At 36.5% G+C, this 19,336-nt stretch carries 12 protein-coding genes; 4 read left to right on the forward strand and 8 right to left on the reverse strand.

From position 1 onward, the window contains the following. Positions 1–153: 153 nt before the first annotated feature. Positions 154–3,054: a DUF5010 domain-containing protein gene (locus Q0093_RS00855; RefSeq protein WP_297928099.1), complete on the reverse strand. Its 2,901-nt coding sequence runs from the start codon at positions 3,052–3,054 to the stop codon at positions 154–156. 57 nt (positions 3,055–3,111) lie between these two features. Beyond that, the gene (locus Q0093_RS00860; protein ID WP_294176829.1) at positions 3,112–4,098 is read right to left on the reverse strand and encodes an alpha/beta hydrolase; all 987 of its coding nucleotides are present in this window, start codon (positions 4,096–4,098) and stop codon (positions 3,112–3,114) included. Positions 4,099–4,469: 371 nt separating this feature from the next. On the opposite strand from Q0093_RS00860, the gene Q0093_RS00865 reads away from it, so the two are divergent. Continuing rightward, positions 4,470–6,446, forward strand: a complete 1,977-nt coding sequence (locus tag Q0093_RS00865; RefSeq protein ID WP_297928101.1) for a sialate O-acetylesterase — start codon at positions 4,470–4,472, stop codon at positions 6,444–6,446. Positions 6,447–6,659: 213 nt separating this feature from the next. Here the strand turns inward: Q0093_RS00865 and Q0093_RS00870 are convergent, their stop codons facing one another. After that, positions 6,660–8,918 (reverse strand): GH92 family glycosyl hydrolase, encoded by a 2,259-nt coding sequence (locus Q0093_RS00870; RefSeq protein ID WP_297928103.1) that lies wholly within the window; start codon positions 8,916–8,918, stop codon positions 6,660–6,662. Between the two features lie 806 nt (positions 8,919–9,724). On the opposite strand from Q0093_RS00870, the gene Q0093_RS00875 reads away from it, so the two are divergent. Further along, the gene (locus Q0093_RS00875) at positions 9,725–12,253 is read left to right on the forward strand and encodes a hypothetical protein (protein ID WP_297928105.1); all 2,529 of its coding nucleotides are present in this window, start codon (positions 9,725–9,727) and stop codon (positions 12,251–12,253) included. Positions 12,254–12,296: 43 nt separating this feature from the next. Here the strand turns inward: Q0093_RS00875 and Q0093_RS00880 are convergent, their stop codons facing one another. The 5 genes from Q0093_RS00880 to Q0093_RS00900 form a co-directional block, all read right to left on the reverse strand. After that, positions 12,297–12,434: a hypothetical protein gene (locus tag Q0093_RS00880; protein ID WP_297928107.1), complete on the reverse strand. Its 138-nt coding sequence runs from the start codon at positions 12,432–12,434 to the stop codon at positions 12,297–12,299. 205 nt (positions 12,435–12,639) lie between these two features. Then, entirely contained in the window at positions 12,640–14,088 is a 1,449-nt protein-coding gene (locus tag Q0093_RS00885; RefSeq protein ID WP_297928108.1) for a glycosyl hydrolase family 28 protein, read from the reverse strand. Between the two features lie 345 nt (positions 14,089–14,433). Further along, positions 14,434–15,513, reverse strand: a complete 1,080-nt coding sequence (locus tag Q0093_RS00890; RefSeq protein WP_294176823.1) for a nitronate monooxygenase — start codon at positions 15,511–15,513, stop codon at positions 14,434–14,436. Between the two features lie 476 nt (positions 15,514–15,989). Beyond that, entirely contained in the window at positions 15,990–17,174 is a 1,185-nt protein-coding gene (locus Q0093_RS00895; RefSeq protein ID WP_297928110.1) for a DUF418 domain-containing protein, read from the reverse strand. 58 nt (positions 17,175–17,232) lie between these two features. Then, positions 17,233–18,438 carry a glycosyltransferase family 87 protein gene (locus Q0093_RS00900; RefSeq protein ID WP_297928112.1) on the reverse strand — a complete coding sequence of 402 codons (1,206 nt, stop codon included), beginning with the start codon at positions 18,436–18,438 and terminating at the stop codon, positions 17,233–17,235. Between the two features lie 148 nt (positions 18,439–18,586). On the opposite strand from Q0093_RS00900, the gene Q0093_RS00905 reads away from it, so the two are divergent. Together Q0093_RS00905 and Q0093_RS00910 are read left to right on the forward strand one after the other, a co-directional pair. Further along, positions 18,587–18,970 carry a hypothetical protein gene (locus Q0093_RS00905; protein WP_294176820.1) on the forward strand — a complete coding sequence of 128 codons (384 nt, stop codon included), beginning with the start codon at positions 18,587–18,589 and terminating at the stop codon, positions 18,968–18,970. Then, positions 18,957–19,199 (forward strand): DUF6582 domain-containing protein, encoded by a 243-nt coding sequence (locus tag Q0093_RS00910; protein WP_294176819.1) that lies wholly within the window; start codon positions 18,957–18,959, stop codon positions 19,197–19,199. Before Q0093_RS00905 ends, Q0093_RS00910 begins: the two co-directional genes overlap by 14 nt. Positions 19,200–19,336 lie beyond the last annotated feature (137 nt).

A 19,336-nucleotide genomic window follows, 5' to 3' on the forward strand; every position in this document is an offset into this window, starting at 1 on the left:
AAAATAGTTCGGGCAAATTAACCAAAGACTTACTTTACAGTTAAATGACAACTAAAAATAGATATTAATCAAAAGAGAGAAGAAGACGAATGTCTGAAAACATTCGTCTTCTTCTCTCTTTTTTACCAAACTAAATCAACCTAAAACAATCTTTCATTTTACCAGCTTTACTATTGCTTTGCTGTGTTCTGAAATCACTTTCAGAATATAGACACCATTATTCAGATTCGAAGTATTTAATGTAATGCGATTTTGTCCTTCTTGCAACTGTTCTATGCTGGACATAACCAAATTACCTTTCATATCGTATAATGCAACTTGTGCAGGCTCTGCTATAAATGCAGAAACATCTACCCGAACAAAATCTGTAAATGGATTCGGGAAAACCGATACTTTAGTTTCTGCATTTGTAATATCGACACCTGTTCCTGTCGAACTACCAGCCAAAGCATAAACGCTTTTGCCTTGGAATCCGTCTAAAATCGCCCGATAATATGTAGAAGATTTCGATCGCCCGGTAGTAACAGGTACTCCTTGTATCCAAACATATTCATATCCGACACTGACATTTTCTGCCTTATCGTCCGGAATAACACCATTTGTCAAAACTCGTTCCCATTCTCCTGCTCCAGAAGAATTAATCCGATAAATTTCTTTGTCTTCATTAACACCCCATACTTCACCGCCACCGGCATCGATTTTAGTCAGATTATATGGATTTCCGACTTCAAGAAAACCTTTTTTACTTTCAGTAGACATCCGAACTAATTTCCCGTCAGTAGTAAATCCCCATACGAATTTATCATCAGCCGTAATCGACTTTAACCGGATATTATCATCTCCCGCTTTCGTCCAATTTGTCTGTTGCTTCGTACCTCCGTCAAGACGAACTTCCCCATGCAAATTACGATAATATACAGCACCTTCGGCATCGATACCCCAAACCTCACGCATATTCAGATCAAGATCCACCATCGGCTGACCATTCGTCACATCTACCCAGCCATAAGCCTGATTGCAAGCTGCCCCCGGTTGCAATTCCGTACGATAAACTTTATTATTTCCGCTTACATCCGTTATAGCCCAAGCATAATATTTTCCCAATGCTAATTTTTTCAAAGATCCACTCGGCTTTTTATCAATAGGAAGAAAAGATGAGGACGGATCTGCTCCATGAATCGGTTTACAAACAATATTTCCTACCGATGTACTCTGCCATACATCATTAAATCCTGCTGTAAAATTCGTTACGTACGCAGTTGACGGCCAAGAAGCAGTTCCTTGTTTGCACAAATCTAAGATATTATGCAGAGGACGATAGATATCCAAATCGGATTCTTTACCATGATGCCATTCATACCGATAAGCGCCGCCCGAGTTTCCCGGAGTTTTATCATAATAATCGTCACAACCTTCCGCCTCAAGGAGTACACATTGAGATTCTTCATCGGCAAATTCACGAACCAAAGATATATACTGATTAGGATATAAATATTCCGGATGATCGCTCCGATACCACGTTGAACCCTCTGCCCAGTCTACCCAAGATTCCAATACGATCCACTCAGATTTGACTTTTTTGCCATTCTCGAAAATTTCACGAATAACCGGAGTTTTTCCATCTTTTGCCAATGAAGAAAAATGAGCATCATCCTTGGGCTTTCCACTGTTATCCAAAACAGGAGTTCCGGTCTCAAGAATCGGGTCTTTATCATATACCCAATCGTTATACCATACATTATTCAGGGGCAAACGTCCTCCATTAAAAGCAAAACTATAATACTTTCCCTTAAACTCCCATGGTGTCGGTGTTATATTAGCTCCCCAAGTAAACCATCCCTGAATACCTGCGGCTTTCTCTTCAGTACGCGGATCTCTTTTCCAGAAATTATCCGGTAAAATCCAATCGACCTTCAATCCGAAAGTTTCATCCATTTTACCTTCGATATATTCTAAAAACTCTAATATTTTATTATCCTTTTTATTGTAGTCGTATTCCGAGAAATTAGCCGTCCACAATTGAATGGGTACAGCTCCGGAAGAAGGGCGTATATACAACATTTCTTTTGGTACAACATCATACCAAGGCTTAAACATATAGTTCCAGATGTATTCCTGAAAATCAGGATCACCCCATTCCATTGTCTTCCCGGTCGTATTACCATACTTCGGATCATCGTAAGCACGAGGAAATACAGCGTTATCTACAAAATAAGCCATTTTTAAATGATCTTTGGCATAAGGCGAACGCTTTACGGCATCCACAAAACGTTTGATCAGACGCGGGCCGAAAGCTCCAGGACCTCCTGTATAAAGACGGTCATCGACATTATGCACTTGATCATGATCTCCTCGTCCATGCATATAAGCTACTTCCACTTTCGCTTCAACCAGCTCCGAAACCAATTGGTCCATTGCTTCCTCAGTATTTTCCGGCGTATAAGTATACAATTGCTGCTTATACCACCTCAGCATCTGCTCGGCGGTAAAATAGTTATTATTTTTATCCGTCCAGCTCCCGTTATCGCCTTTATCCCCACACTTTGCCAAAGCCGCACTGGTAAAATTAGTAGCAGTAATTGCAAAAATAGGCATCGGATCATCCCAATTCAAACTATATTGAATATCATCATCTAATACATTATTTGATGTTGCAGAGCTTTTACGAATAAAAATCATATCACAATTGATATCATCCGTATCAAAAACAAGCTTTATGTCATAATAACCTTTCTTCAAATGTTTATGACCCAAATGCACCAAAGTAAACTCCCCGTTTTGAGTAGAAGGTACTTCAACGTCACTTACCAAAGTTTCGTTATTCAACTCAAGGTGTAACTTACAGTTATCCCTACGCGCAGCAACCCTGGTTGTGAAACGGTAGTCTCCTTCAGCCAAATAGACTTGTTTGTAACGTATCCATTCACCGGCTTCGGTATTTCCGACATACCAGTTATTGGAAAATACTTCTTGCGCCTCTGCTTTATTCACCGAAAAGCCTACCAAACAGGCCATCAACCCGGCAGCAAAATAAGAAGATAATCGTTTGTTCATAATGTTTCTCTCTTTTATATGTTATTCCATGTTCCATTTTTATTCTCTCTTTTTCTCCTATTGTAAAATCTCCTGCGCTTTTTTCAGCACATGAATCATCATATCTTCATAAATATCAGATCCTCCTATAAATCCTGCATGTGAATAATAATTTTTATAATGAGTTTCTACTCGAGCATTACGCGCCTTTAACGCTTTTTCAAAACGAAGCATCTGGTCCTGATCTACCAAATAATCGCCTCCGCTATATGTAAGTATCACATACGGTGGTTTCTTCGGCACTTTATTAACCGGAGAAGCTTCTGCTCGTTGTGCATCTGTTGTTCCGAAATAGGTAAAATCTTTTCCCGGTACAAATCCCTGTTTGACATGTTCTATATCGTATATTCCATTAAATGCAACCAGAAATTTCGTTCCTTTAGTCGTCATGGCCATATAAGAAGAAAGATGTCCACCTGCAGAATGTCCCCCGAAACCGAAGTTCTTCTCATCGAGATTCCACTCCTTAGCATGTTTATGGATAAACTTCAACGCATCTTTCAAATCCTGATAAGAAGCATTAAAATCTGAGCCGTCAGACGGGAAAGAATATGAAACCCGAATGCCTGCAATACCGTGAGATGCCAGATAAGTAGAAATTCCTTTATGTCCCATACAATCTCCACCATGCCATCCTCCTCCATGAATCCATACCATATACGGTATTTTCTTATCCTTATTATTCTTTGGTAAATCGACTTCTATTACCAATTTGTGATTAGGATATTCTTTAAATACATAATGGAGAGTCGTACACTGATTAAAATCCTCAGATTTAAGTTTCCGCATTTTATGTTTATAAGGTATGAACATATCGGCCGGAGCTTTATCGATATCGAATACTTCTAAACGTTTTATCGTTTTGGCATCTTTCAAAACATAACCGCCTTCCTTTTTTTCCAAAGCCAATCCATAACGGTTATTTTCATATTTTTGTGCCAATGCTCTGTTTATCCCGATAACAGATAAGAACAATACGGATGCTATCAATACTCTGTTTTTCATGTTGTGTTGAATTATGATACAAAAATAAATGGGATACCTTAAAAAACTTCTTAATTCAGAATTAACCCAAGACATTAATTTCAATTAAATAGGAAGTATTCTCTTTTATATATCTTCTCGGCAGACGCCCTTTCAGAAAATGTTCACAGATCAGGAATCATAAAAATAATTCCAAGACTCCTGTATGTTACTAACGAACACTATACCTAAATATTTTTATATCTACATTTTTTTCTGCTGCTCAAAAGTTGCTTAAATAATGATATTTTCAAAAATTTCACTTATTAAGTCCATATTCACATTTTTATTAAGAGCCTGATTTTTTATTTGCATTATCGAATTTTACAAAATCAACTAAACATTACATTGCCATGAACAAAAAATTTATCAGCGTATTTTTACTCTTATGTCTGCTTGCAGGATACAAAAATGCAAATGCAGCAATAAAATTACCCGGATTAATAGGAGACCACATGATATTGCAACGCGATACAAAAATACCCGTATGGGGATGGGCTACAAAAAATTCGGAAATAGAGTTGAAATTCAACAATAAAATTTACAAAACCAAAACAGGAAACGATGGTAAATGGATTATACGATTAAAGCCGCTCAAAGCCGGAGGTCCATACGATATGAATATTAAAGGTGATGGGAGCAATATCTATATTAAAGATATATTGATCGGTGATGTGTGGATATGTTCCGGTCAGTCCAATATGGCGTACCAATTCACGAATCCACGAGCCAAAATCAAATATGCAGATGAAATTGCAAATGCTCAAAATGACCGAATACGCCAAATAATGATCGAAAAAAAATATGCCGTGTCAGAACAAGATGACTGCAAAACATACGGATGGAAATCCGTACATCCTCAAAATACTATTAATTTCAGTTCCGTTGCATACTTTTTTGCCAAAGAACTGTATAAAAAATATCAAATTCCCATAGGATTGATCAGCTCGAACTGGGGTGGAACTAAAGCCGAAGCATGGACAAGTGAAGAAGGATTGAAAAACATGTCCCGTTATAATAATGATATTTTTATTCTCAAAACTCCGGAAGAACTTGAAAAAAAATTTGAACAAGCCAGACAAAACGGAGAGAAATGGGATTTACAAGTAGAACGAGAAGATAAAGGATATCAAAACGGACATGCTATATGGGCTGCCTATGATTTTGATGACAGCAATTGGGAAACAATGCCTCAGGCCGACTTATGGGACAACCACGGATATGCATCTCCGAATAACCAAGGCGCTTTCTGGTATAGAAAAGAAATACTATTACCACAAGATGCCGCCGGTAAGGACGGAATTCTCGATTTGGGCGGTGTAGACGACATTGACTATACTTATTTTAACGGACAGTTAATAGGACAACAAAAAATAGGAATCAGACGATATAAAGTTCCTGCATCATTAGTAAAAGCCGGAAAAAATATTATCGCCGTCCGTATCATAAATAATCGAGGAAGAGGCGGACTTCTCGATCAACCCCGAAAATATAATTGGAACGGAAATAAAAATAGCATAGACATTGACGGTGCATGGAAATTCAAACGAAGCGTAAAAATCGGAGGACGACCGGGTGAATATAATCCTTACAATATGCCTACTGCTCTCTACAACGGTATGATCTCGCCATTAAAACCTTACGCTTTTAAAGGAGTCATTTGGTATCAAGGGGAAAGCAATACAGATCAAGCTTATGAATACAGAGAGTTATTCCCGGCAATGATCAAAGACTGGAGAAAGCAATGGGGCAGAGAATTTCCATTCTTATTTGTTCAATTGGCTAATTTTAAAAAAGCAGATGCCCAACCTCAAGAATCTGATTGGGCAGAACTACGGGAAGCTCAATCTATGACTCTACAACTACCTAAAACTGCGATGTCGGTAATCATAGATCTCGGAGAAGCAGATGACATACATCCGGTAAATAAAGAAGATGTGGGAAAACGTTTAGCCTTAGCCGCAAGAAAAACAGCATACGGAGAAAAGGGAATAGTTGCCTCAGGACCGACTTATAAAAATATGAAGATCAAAGACGATAAAATCATACTTTTTTTTGAAAATATAGGGAACGGATTAACCGCCCGAAACGGAAAACTTAAACAATTTGCCATTGCCGGAGCTGATAAAAAATTCGTATGGGCCGATGCCGTAATAAACGGGAATACAGTAATTGTATCCAGTCCTTCTGTAAAAACACCCATCGCCGTACGATATGCATGGTCTGATAATCCGGAAGGTTGCAACCTATATAATTCAGAAGGATTACCGGCTTCTCCGTTCCGCACAGATCATTGGGATGGAAAGACTAAAATAAAATACCGGAAATAATCATTCTGAGCATAAGAACCTGTTTATAGAATATCTACTATCCAGTCGGGCAGAATTTTAAATAGATTAAAAAAACGATAAAGAGCGATTGTTGAATTCGACAGACAACAATCGCTCTTTATCATTAGTACATTCATCACCCGAAAAACAACAAGAAAGCCCCAGAAAAAATTTTCTCTGAGGCTTTCTAAATTGTATATATCAAACAAATGTTTAAAGAGGTTTAGCCGATGGAGGAACATTTTTCAAATCACTCCCCCATGCTTTATTCGCTTTATCACCCATTTTCAACACCAGTTTTCCTCCATTCGCAATATCACTGTGATTAAACCAAGGCTGATTCAATTCTTTTCCGTTTAAAGTCGCACTCTGAATATATTTATTTTCATCGCTACAATTTTCAGCAATAACTTCGAATGTTTTCCCATTGCTTAAAGTCATCTTCACGTACGGAAATATCGGACTACCGATATTATAAGTCGGACTACCCGGAGTTACCGGATAAAAACCCATCGAACTGAATGCTACAAAAGCAGACATACCGCCCCCGTCTTCATCTCCCGGAACTCCCATAAGATCGTTACGAAACCACTCTTTCAATAACGTACGGATACGTTTCTGCGTCATCCAAGGTTGTCCCGCATAATTATATAGATACGGAATATGGAGACTGGGTTCATTCGCCATAGAAAATTGTCCTACATTACCCGTATGATCCGGTAACTGTGCATAGAAAGAATATTTTCCCCGTCCCAATGGTTCACGGAAAGTTTGGTTCAAATTTTCTATAAAACGATCAGCTCCTCCCATTATAGCGATCAGATCTCCGACATTATGAGGTACATCCCAACGATATACCCAAGCATTATTTTCACCATAATATTCGCGAGCACCTTGTCCTCCTGAAAAACGATAATCAAACGGTTCTATAAATTTACCATTCTTATCTTTCGGATGAAAGAATTGAGTCTCAGGGTTATACACATTTCGATAATTATACGAGCACTTTAAATAATGTTCTGCATCATCTTTCTTACCTAAATCTTCGGCAATCTGAGAAAGACACCACTGATCATAACTCGTACCTAAAGTAACCGCTATAGGCTGCCGCTTCTCAAAATGATGAACTTCAGGAACTGTTTCCTTTTCTCCCGGTGCTAAAGCCGGAATGTAACCGTTCTTTTTATAAAAATCATCTAGCCAACCTGCAGGTTTTCCGCTCCACGGAGCTAAAGTTTTTTCTTCTATTCCTTTTTTACATACCAAATAAGCTTTTTCCAAATCAAAACCCCTCAATCCTTTAGCGTATGCATCCGCAACTGTCGCAACGGCATGATTCGAGTTCATCCGACGAGAATCGCCAGTGATTTCAGGGAAAGTAGGCATCCACATATCTCCCATCTGCTCTGCCATTAATATATAAGACCGAATCACATTCGTCTCGGTCAACGTGTCTATCAATACACGCAAAGGATGTGTCGCCCGGTATGTATCCCAAATCCAATCGTCCGTATAAAATGCATTTCCTCCATCTTCATGTATCTTACCATCGAATGCACTGAAATATCTTCCATCTTCACTGATATTGACAGGACGCTCATAACACCGATATAAAGAGGTATAGAATATAGTCTTTTCATCTTCATCAGGACTCTGAACTTCTATTTTACCCAAAGCTTCATTCCAGACTTTCTTACCGACTTCTGCCAAAGCATTTACATCATAGGATTTTTGCTCACGTTCCATATTGCTTTTAGCTTGTTCTTCGCTGATAAAAGAAATACCGTAACGTATTTTCTGAACTTGGGCTTTATCTCCGAAATATAATGCTACACATGCATTATTCCCGCTAATCGTGTCCAATTCGGTATTTAACTTGTTATCTTGCAACACACCGGTCTTTTCGGGTTTATTTTCTGTTTCGAGATAAAGATAGACCCGAGTATTATTCTCGAGTTGTTGATACCCGCTTACCGTGTTATCGTTTACTTGCATCGCTCCATTTTTGCTATTCAAAATCAAATAAACCGGAGCGTCTTTTTCATACGAAATCTCATATTGAGCCGACTGACGACTCGGAGCATACTTTACATCTGTACTTTGCTCATCAAGATATACTCTATAATAATAAGGCTTTATAACTTCATTATCATAAGTATAATTCACGACAGGTCGTAGAGTTTCTTCACTACCCTGATAAGGGCTTAGATTAAACGCACTACTTCCACGATGGCTGGTTACAATCAAAGGCAACCCTTTAATTTGGTCGGCTGTGTAATCAGGTCGTTCAGGATAAACCCTCAACATAGAATTCGGAAGATGAATAGTAGGAAATGTCGGAACCAACAAATGACTGATATTTCCCATGTAAGGGTTTACATAATCTACCGGAGTTTTTTCTGTAACATCTGGTGTACTACAGGAAACCAACAAGGCTAACGCACCAAATAAAAAATTCTGGATGTTTCTCATAAATTATTTTTTTGTGTTTGTATATATTTAAAGTACTTCTTTAAAAAGCTATCTTAAAAGCTTATCTAAATCCAACTGTCTTTTCCGAATTACAATAAAACGATTTCAAGAATCTATCTAAATTTTCTGATAATAAAATTATATATTCAGATTTTTCGAACCTCTTTTGGGGCTGTTTTTCTCAACCCTACACCGTCTTTACAGCCTATTATCTCATAAAATCAGAAAAATATTTTCAAAATAATTCTGAACAAAGATTCAAACAAATTCTAAATTCAAGACAAAAATAAAATATCTGTCTTAAAATTTGAGTAATAACAGATTAATTTGAACCTAAAATTCAAATTAAACGAAAGAATTTTTTGTTTTTTCATTTTTTTATGATTGTCTAAAAACATACAAAAAGACAACACGTTCATTTTTATTTTCGATCATCCAAATAAAATATTAATTGTTCATTAATATACACTTTCTCGACAAAATGCCCCCTTTTCATACAAACTATAAAAAACTTTAAAGCATAATCAAAATATTCTCAATATTCTTGAATAAAAGATTTTATAATCTACTTAGAGCCTGTCTGAGTTTTTACTATAATTTGCTCACCTTAAAATCAATACTAAACTATCTTTTAATAGGAAGCTATCAATTATATATTCTATATATACCTGATTTTAAGACAAAAAGCAAGTAGAAATACAAAAAAAGCATTATTTACATCAAATAAATAAAAATGCCGTTTTTTTTTCGTTTCTTTGCATGATAGTTAGTCTGTCTAAAACTTGAAGTGCATAAAAAAATAATAAATGAATCGTTTATTTATATTCTTCTTTTTTCTTATCGCAGTATCGCTCCATGCAGAAGATCTGAATTTGGGTCTATATATTAAATCAAACCAATATACCGGAGCGCAACGAACCGGACTCATTCTGAATGACGGAAAGCCATTTCAACTATCGCCCAAGGGGGCATCTTTATCTTTCGACCTTTATATTCGTAAAGAACCTATTCTTTTCGGTTTCATAGACCGCATCATCACCAATACCGGTGAAAATATCGATCTTTTAATTTCCCCCAGTAACGGAGAACATGTGTATGTCTCTTTATTAATCAATGAAAAAAGATATAATATCGCTACGATAGAACATAACAGATGGATTCCTGTAAAAATTTCACTATTGCCGGAGAATGAGCAAATAGAACTTACTTTCGGTTCTCAAAAGAAGAGTTTTGAACACTCTTTCTCTAGCATACATAATTTTCAAGTCAGTTTCGGAGCTTGTAGAATCCCTAAATATAAATCTCCAGAAGCTGCACCTATAAATATAAAAAACATACGAGTATATGAAGGAAATAAACTAATCCGTTATTGGCAATTAGGAAAACATCAAGAAAGCTTTTGTTTAGATTCAATAAGACATATACCTGCTCATGCCGATAATCCTATTTGGCTCATTAACACGCATAGTAAATGGGAAAAAGTATTCAGTATCAAGCAGAAAGACGAGCCACAATTCGATTTTGATCCAATTCACGGAATATTTTATTTTTTATCTAATCAAAATTTACAGACCCTTTATACTTATAATGTAGTTACAAGAACAGAAAGAATTATAAAAGATATATCGGGATACCCTGCCGGAGACAAGAATGACGGATTATTTTATATTCCCGATACCCAAGAACTTATATCTTTCGATCTCAATAACAAAACATTATCCCGATATCTGCCGGCAACCAACGAATGGGAAAACAAATCCGTCCCCGAAGTAGATATGCAATATTATGATCATACTCAAACTTATAATCCGACGGATACTTCTATAATTACCTTCGGAGGATATGGACATTATATATATAAAAACGATTTATTCAAAATAAAGCCATATACTGGAGAATGGGAAAAAATTAAAATCGAAGACATCGATCCCCGATTTTTTACAACATCGGCCGTAGTCAATAATAACCTATATATATTCGGAGGAAGAGGATGCAAATCGGGTCGTCAAGAAATGTCTCCGCACAACTATTATGACCTGTATAAAATAAATTTACAAACTTTTAAAACAGAGAAACTATGGGATATCGAAATGCCCGACACCGTAAATATTTTCCCGGGAAGAAATATGATTTACAGCCCGTCTGATAATAGTTTCTATGTTCTTATTATCAATCCTAAACCTTATCTTGTAAAAATAAGAATAGACAAACCCGGATTGGAACGGGTTTCAGATGATATCAATGTAGATTTAAAGGCTGACGAACGAACCAATTACACTCTGTATCAATTCCCTGAACAACAAAAAATATATGCATTATTCTGCAAGCAATATAAAGACTCGACATCTCTATTCGATATTTATTCCATCCACTATCCGACATTATCTTATGTCGATACTTTACAAGAAAAATCTGAACCGAAGATATTGTACACGCTTCTCGGGATCGTAATCGTCTTGATAAGTATTGCATTTATTTTCTTCAAAAGAAAAAATAATTCTTCAGAAACAAAAGCCCCGATTATCAAACCGGAAACCTCTTTACCTTCTGTTTCTACCGATCAAGAAGAAATTAAACGCAAGCCCATCTTCGATTCAGCCCATTCCTGCATTCGTTTATTAGGAAAATTCCAAGTTAAAGATAAAGAAGGTAATGATATATCAGGAAGTTTCACTCCCATCCTAAAATCTCTATTGCTATTAATTTTATTGCATAGCCAAAAAGACGAACGAGGTATTACCAACAAAAAAATAGACGAGACTTTATGGGGGGACAAAAGCGAAAAATCTGCACAAAACAACCGAAACGTCTCACTAAGTAAATTAAGGTCATTATTAGAAAGAATCGGAAATGTACGTATCGTGCAAGATAATAATTTCTGGAAAATAGAAAGCGATAATCCTGCATACTGTGATTATCAAATGGCTCTTCAATACATTCAAGAAGCTACTAACAGTCAGCACAAAGAAGAATCTTTTTTCTACGATTTACTCGAATTACTATTTTACGGGCCACTACTTCCTAATACACAATTTGACTGGTTAGATAATTTTAAAAGCGATTATTCTTGTGCAACTATCGATTTATTAAATGAACTTCTAAAGAAAGAAGAGTTCCTGCACAATGATAAATTCAGGCTACAAATTGCAGAGACCATATTTTCTCACGATATACTAAACGAAGAAGCATTACAAGTTAAATGTACTCTACTATATAACAGTGGGAAAAAAGGAATAGCAAAAAACACATACGATAATTTCTGCAAAGAATATCATTCATTATTAGGAGTAGAATACAATATTCCTTTCTCTCAAATCATTCATGCGAATGAATAACAATGACTCAACATCGACCGAATATTAAAACAGGCTTGAAAATTCAAGCCTGTTTTAATATTCGGTTACGCGCATTATCCGCTTTTTCCGGACGGGATTTCCCGATTCTTTTACCACTGTTTTTGGCCGGTCGAGTGCCATTCCTTTTCGGTTTCTTAGTCCCTTTGTTCTTTTCTTCCATTATATTACACCTTTATAAACATATTTACCTCAAATATTTTGCAAATGTATCAAATTATCATTAGAAAAATAAAATTCCTGAAAACTCTATCACAAGATAAAAAATGAACGGACAATATGAATCCCAATAAAAAAGTAAGAGATCATTTTTGCGCTACCTTCCGACCGGCCACTTTTCCCGTTTTTCACCTATCAGATTTCATGCCTTATTTAACCATGACATTATCAGAATATTTATTGACCGACACATTATTCTTAATCAACGACCGACCATTCACACGGATATTCTCAAAAAGAATATTCTTTACCTTATGTGCCTCATCAAAACCGACAACCTCCACATTCGGAGTTTTACCAAATGCTGTTATATTACGAAATGTAACACCTTCGATTCTACCCGGTTCAGGATCTGTCGTCCACACATCTTTTCCTATCCAAACAGACATCAACCTATTGCATTCTTCAATACGAATATTCTCAAAACGTACATTCGTAACCAAAGCCTTATCTGTATGGTAAACTCGCAAAGCCCACTCCCTTCCGATATCATGAATTATATCGCAATCGGTAAACAAAACATCATCTATCGGCTGTGTAATTTCAGCCCCGATACTTAGAGAATGAGCCATTTGATTCCATAACACACATTTTTCAACTCTTATATGTTTCATATCTTTCATGCCTCTCGGTGTTTTCAAAACAATCAAATCATCCAAAGTACGGATAAAGCAATTTTTAATTAAGACATTTTCACTGCTACAAATATCTATACCATCTGAATTTGCCCGCCGCCCCAATAACTTAATATTATCTATCACCACATTTTTAGAATAATCGACCGGAACTGTCCACAAAGGTGCATCTCGGAGAATAACTCCCTCAAGGCGGATATTTTCTCCACGTACCCCGATCATGTGACGGGAATGTACCGTACACGCACTTGCATCTAAAATACCACGCCCCCGAAAAGTTATATTATTTCCTTTCAACCAAAAAGCCTTCGAATATCCCCTTAATCCGAACTTTGAAACATGAAAAGGCTCATCCTCCCCTATCGTCAAGCGAACGATTGCCCCTCCGGCAACATATACCGTCTTATTATCTCCTACCTCGACATGAGTAATTTCATGAATTCCCGGTCCATAAAAAATAACATTCGGATCGTTCGGATCAGGAATATTCTGTTCTGGTCCGTTTACAAATAAATGCAAAGAACGAATCCATTCTCCATTTACTTCTATCGTCAGATTTTGCGGCGAGGATACCGTAAAAGAGAACTTATTTCCTTTAATATCCGGTTTTATACCGTAAGAAGAAGGTAATATCCTCACCGAATCTATCTGTTCCGGAACTGTAACAGTTACTTTAACCTTTCCTTTATTCAAATCAAAATAAGCAAAAGAAGCAATATCATAATATCCCTCTCCGCATTGACGCTTATCCATTGCATCCCATCGTTTTTGTTTATCCAAAGGTGCGACTTTAGCAATATAAACCGGGACATCCCGACCAGCAACAGAAACAGCATATTCTGTACTGATTTTTTCTCCTCTCGGCATCGGATAAATGGTAACATTCCTCTTTGCACTCCCGAAAAACGGAATCCATGCAAGTAGTATTATCAGGTAAACCTTACCCCAATTCTTTGTTTTCATAGACATCGTGTGTTTTATTGTGAGAAGTGTTCGATCAAAATATTATAATAACTTCATTTTCTGTAAAGTTCCTCTTTTGACTTTATGCTATTTTAAATGCTGTGTTTCTCATTTACCGGAAATTTTTATTTACATGACACCTTTTAATATTTCCAAAGATAATAATTTTTCGAGAAAGGATATGTTCTTTAATAAATATCTGAATAAAAATTTAGAATCCGTTTAACATTTTATTAGGATTTTCCCGTACAATCATCTACCTCATTTTACAAAAAAACCGTTCAAAAATAATATATCAATATTACCCTGAACGGTCACAAAAATTTTACATGTCAGAAAACTCCCTTATTTAACAGATTCCTCCGCCTGGATAAACTCTTTTTTAAGGGTCTCGATAGTTTCTCGTACACTCACAATCTTCTGCGACAGAAATGCGTTTGCCCCAGCAAAAGCATATCCTTTTTGCATATTTCCCTTTGCTGCATTATAAAGCGCTTTTATTATACAATAAGGACTTTTGGTATAGTCACATGTTTTGATACAATGAAACGCACAACGTCGAGGCTTTTCACTTCCTGATTTTATTTTCCGAGTAAACTCTCCCGATATTGCACGTCCCGGCATTCCTACCGGGCTGGCAATGATTTCAATATCACTCTGTTCGGCATCAATATATGTTTGTTTGAAAACTGGAGAAGCATCGCACTCTTCTGTCGTCACAAATTTACTCCCCAACTGGACTCCAGTAGCTCCCAACTGCATAAGACGATAAATATCTCCTCCCGTGTAAAGCCCTCCGGCAGCAATAACCGGAATTTTACAGTGCCCAGATTTTTCATAGGCTTTTATTACCTCGATAACTTCCGGGATAATATGTTCCAATGAAAAATGCTCATTTTCAATTTGATCGTCTTTGTATCCCAGATGTCCTCCGGCTTTAGGGCCTTCTACAACAATTGCATCCGGAAGATAATCGTAATTATTTTTCCACTTCTCACAAATCAGTTTTGCAGCTCGTGACGAGGAGACGATAGGTACTAATTTCGTTTTACTACCTTTTCTTAAATAAGAGGGTAAATCTAACGGCAAACCAGCACCAGAAAATATGATGTCGACCTTTTCAGAAATAGCGGTCTTTACCATATCCGAAAAGTTACTTAATGCCACCATAATATTGACACCTATTACCCCATTGGTCTTTTCTTTAGCCTTACGAAGCTCTTCTTTTAATCCCCAAATACTGTTTCTCAAATAGTCGGACGATAACTTAGGATATAATAAACCGAGTCCCGCACATGAGATGACACCAACCCCTCCTTCATTGGCTACTGCCGAGGCTAAACCGGATAAGGAAATTCCGACTCCCATCCCCCCTTGAATTATAGGTAAATCTATCTTTAGATTTCCTATATAAAAAGATTTCATAATAAATTCTTTCTTTTAATAATACTGTGTTTAAAACAAGAAAAGTTTATATAGCCTGCGTTTGCCAAAAAAACTCAATACGTAGTATAATGAGAACTCACTCAGAAAATGAAGATTAAAATAAACTTATTTTGTTGATTTGTCAAAGAACGACATTTATTCTGAAAAAAGAACTATATTCTTACTATAAATAGTTGATAAAAACAACTATTTATACTATCTACTTATTCTTTAACATAAAATATCCAAAGAAGTGATGCCTGAGAGACTATCTAAATTTTACTCGGGTCAGTTTTGAGAGTTTCTTTCGGGGATATTTTATCGTTTTCACGAGGATGACAGCAGGCTATCCGACGAGGGAAAATGGGGAAAAAGAACGGAAGAAAACGCAAAGATGACCTGGATCGTATTTTTTTATTACTGGAAAACTTAGATAAGTTCTAAATATATTTCTCTTACGTTTATCATTAACAATATCAATAATGTTTATATCCCATCCAAGTCGCCTTACGCCATATATATTCAAACGGACCTTGTTTATGCCTACTCAACCACCAACGACTAAATAACAACTGAATTATAAAAATTGCGAGACCAATCAATAATGTCACAATAGCTCCTGTACTTTTATATAGGCATAAACCATAACCATAATAAATCGTTACCCCGATAATAGACTGCGTAATATAATTTGTCAGGCTCATTCGACCATAGGGTATTATAAAGTTTTGCCATTTACAGCCCGATTCTTTTTTAAACCAAAGCAATGTAAATGCCGATATGAGAACTGCCATAAAAACAAAATTAGACAATGACTGAATTATAATAGAGTAAGGAATCCTTACTGACGAATTTTCTATATAATCCGGAACAAAGATTCTCAAAACATATAACGGAATAAATACAATAATTCCCAACTTCAAAATCCGATGCCATACACGACAAGAAGCATCGCTTTTCTCGAAATATCGTCTGCGCCCTAACAGCATTCCGAGCATGAATAATCCTGCAGTCTGGAATAATCGCCCGGCTTCCACCTGCCAGATATTACTGTACAGTTGTCCTGTCCAGACATTCGAACAAAGTACTTCCCAGAAAGTTCCCTGACTTGTAACTTGTCCCGATAATATAGCATAAGGAACATATCTATTCGTAATTGCATAATCAGGATTAAATGCGGCGTACATCATACGTCCCCACTCATAGGGCTGCAAAAGGAGAAATAGAGCAATAGCTAAAACAATTCTATCACCTAATTTACATACAGGTATCAAAACAAGACCGACTACTGCATATAACAAAAGAATATCGCCATTATAAAACAACGCATGAAATTGTGAAAACAAGAATAAAAGGAACATTCTCCATGCAAAACGCCCCCGAAAATCGATTCCTTTTTTCCGGGCATTATTAAACTGAATATAGAAACTAAACCCGAACAATAATGAAAATGTCGCATACGCTTTCCCCGCAAATAAGAAAAACATCGCATCCCAGAAAAACTTATCTACGGCTTGTAACCATTCGGGATAAAAATCAGGAATACAATACAAATTATAATGTTCCAGATTATGTAATAATACAATTGCCAACAATGCAAATCCTCGCAAAGAATCTACTACCTTAAGTCGCTCAGACGGTTTAAGAATATGCGTATTCATGGTTAATTTTAATGATTAAAAACATTCGAACAATTGGCATTATATAATAATATAGCTTTTACTTTTGGAGCATACTCTTCGTATCATACTTAGGCAAAGCATAATCTCTAAAACACATTTCATACACCAGTTTGAACCAAATTATAACACACGGTAAAGCTTTTAATGCATAAGGAGTAATATAGTGTCTGCGCAAATAAGCCGGAAAAAGATCCGAAGGAGACATACTGGTCAGAATAAATGCAAAAACCATCAAGGCAACATCTGTTCGACTTCTCTTCCAAGGTGCTGCTACATACCAAATAGCGACCCCCATAAATGCTATAATATAAGTACTGGACTCACTACCCGTGCTAAAAAGAACAACAAACATCAGGACAGATGCCAATAAAGTCAATCGAAAAGCCGGATTTTGGTATTGTTTTATCCGCAAATAAGGTAATCCGAACAACAACAAACCGACGCATATCGGATATAAATCGGAATACGTTGCTATACCGGATATTTTTCGGATCATTCCCAACAATGATATATTCTGCATCAAAGCGAACTGATTATCTTGATTTTTAGCAGATAATCTGACAAACCATTCTACATATTGATTCAATACATAATCAGTACCCCATACCCACATCGGCAACACCAGAAGAAAAACAGACCAACCGATAAATGAGATGATAAACTTGAACTTATGACGGGAGAAAAAGAAAAACGCCAATCCGACAACTCCGTACAGCTTTATGAATAATCCGATAACGATAAGCAAAGTCGCCCAAATATCTTTTTCTTTTTCTATCAAAGCGAATGACAATATAATAATAGCGGCAATGCCGATATTAAACTGAGACATAAACAATGCCGTCAACAGCTCATGAGCACAAAACCAATATATAAATATCAATTTTTTCTTTTCAAGCGGTAAAGTACGAGTCGCAACGTATAACGAAAACGACAAAAACAACAGCCAACTGAGTAAACCTAACCATACCGGTGTAAATGCGAACGGAGCGACAAATAATGTAAAAAAAGGACCATAATGATTGTGGTCGAAATACTCAGCAGGATATTCTGCATACAAAGACAAACGTGAAAGAGCATGCCAAAAAGTTTGCCGGAAAATCATAAAATTATTGTACGAATGATGAAAATATTTCATCACCCATGCTATCACCGCCAACAGCATCCACAATCCGAAAACTGTCCGGTAATCACTAAAAAAAGGTTTACGAATAAATATACTGAACTTTCTGATCAAATTTTGCATAATAAATTCGGGAATTGGGATATAGAATTTGCCACAAATATAAATATATATACACATATTTCTGAATGATACGTTAAAAAAAAGAGAAATAAAAATCTTTCAAGATGCGACAAGTGTTCTACTCCTATAAACTTAAAACTCAATAAATATGTTAGAACATTTATCGAAAGCTCGTTTTATAAAAGAAATAGCTGATTTTACTCACGGCTCAGAATGGATATACAGAGGCATAAATCCGGCCGTTATCGTTTTTCACGACTCGGTTCATTTATATGAAAAAGGACTACGGGACGTTTACGATCCCTTGAAAAAACTATTTCCTCAAGTTAATTTCTACCAAGTATTGATCGACCGAGACCCTCAAGTAGCACAAATATACGATATTCAAACATCTCCGACGACCATGTTCATACCCCTAACCGGGAAACCACTCTTTATCCCGGGATTCTTGACTCCGGAAGAAGCTAAAGAAAAAACAGAGTTTTTAATTGAAGGTAAAACAAAACAAATAATAAAAAATGACTGCATCTGACAAACTCGATACTACCGAACGGAGAGAACTCGACAATTCAGAATTCGGACTTCCTCAACAACGTGCCTTCCCTATGCCCGACGCAGCTCACGTAAGAGCAGCTGAAGCTTATTTCAGATATGCTCCCGACACGGAAAAGGCGGAACTTGCCCGGAATATTTTACTTAAGGCTGAAAAATTCGGCGTAAAGGTTAACAGCCCGATAATCTTAGAATGGGCAAAAAAATAAAAATTCCAAGAAAAAAACTGAACAGTCTAAGGGGCTATCTAAATTCTCCGATAAGAAAACATTATCAGGTCATCTTTATGTTTTCTTCCGGCTTGTTTTCCAATTTTCACTCCTCAAATAGCCTGATAAAAATAGAA

The sequence above is a fragment of the uncultured Coprobacter sp. genome (assembly GCF_947855755.1).
In the GTDB taxonomy this organism is placed as follows: Bacteria; Bacteroidota; Bacteroidia; order Bacteroidales; family Coprobacteraceae; genus Coprobacter.

Excerpts from the sequence above, each read along its gene's own strand:
- Q0093_RS00905 (WP_294176820.1), top strand. The coding sequence starts at position 18,587 with ATGTTAGAACATTTATCGAAAGCTCGTTTTATAAAAGAAATAGCTGAT.
- Q0093_RS00875 (WP_297928105.1), top strand. The coding sequence starts at position 9,725 with ATGAATCGTTTATTTATATTCTTCTTTTTTCTTATCGCAGTATCGCTC.
- Q0093_RS00860 (WP_294176829.1), bottom strand. The coding sequence starts at position 4,098 with ATGAAAAACAGAGTATTGATAGCATCCGTATTGTTCTTATCTGTTATC.
- Q0093_RS00880 (WP_297928107.1), bottom strand. The coding sequence starts at position 12,434 with ATGGAAGAAAAGAACAAAGGGACTAAGAAACCGAAAAGGAATGGCACT.
- Q0093_RS00870 (WP_297928103.1), bottom strand. The coding sequence starts at position 8,918 with ATGAGAAACATCCAGAATTTTTTATTTGGTGCGTTAGCCTTGTTGGTT.
- Q0093_RS00910 (WP_294176819.1), top strand. The coding sequence starts at position 18,957 with ATGACTGCATCTGACAAACTCGATACTACCGAACGGAGAGAACTCGAC.
- Q0093_RS00885 (WP_297928108.1), bottom strand. The coding sequence starts at position 14,088 with ATGAAAACAAAGAATTGGGGTAAGGTTTACCTGATAATACTACTTGCA.
- Q0093_RS00865 (WP_297928101.1), top strand. The coding sequence starts at position 4,470 with ATGAACAAAAAATTTATCAGCGTATTTTTACTCTTATGTCTGCTTGCA.
- Q0093_RS00895 (WP_297928110.1), bottom strand. The coding sequence starts at position 17,174 with ATGAATACGCATATTCTTAAACCGTCTGAGCGACTTAAGGTAGTAGAT.
- Q0093_RS00855 (WP_297928099.1), bottom strand. The coding sequence starts at position 3,054 with ATGAACAAACGATTATCTTCTTATTTTGCTGCCGGGTTGATGGCCTGT.
- Q0093_RS00890 (WP_294176823.1), bottom strand. The coding sequence starts at position 15,513 with ATGAAATCTTTTTATATAGGAAATCTAAAGATAGATTTACCTATAATT.
- Q0093_RS00900 (WP_297928112.1), bottom strand. The coding sequence starts at position 18,438 with ATGCAAAATTTGATCAGAAAGTTCAGTATATTTATTCGTAAACCTTTT.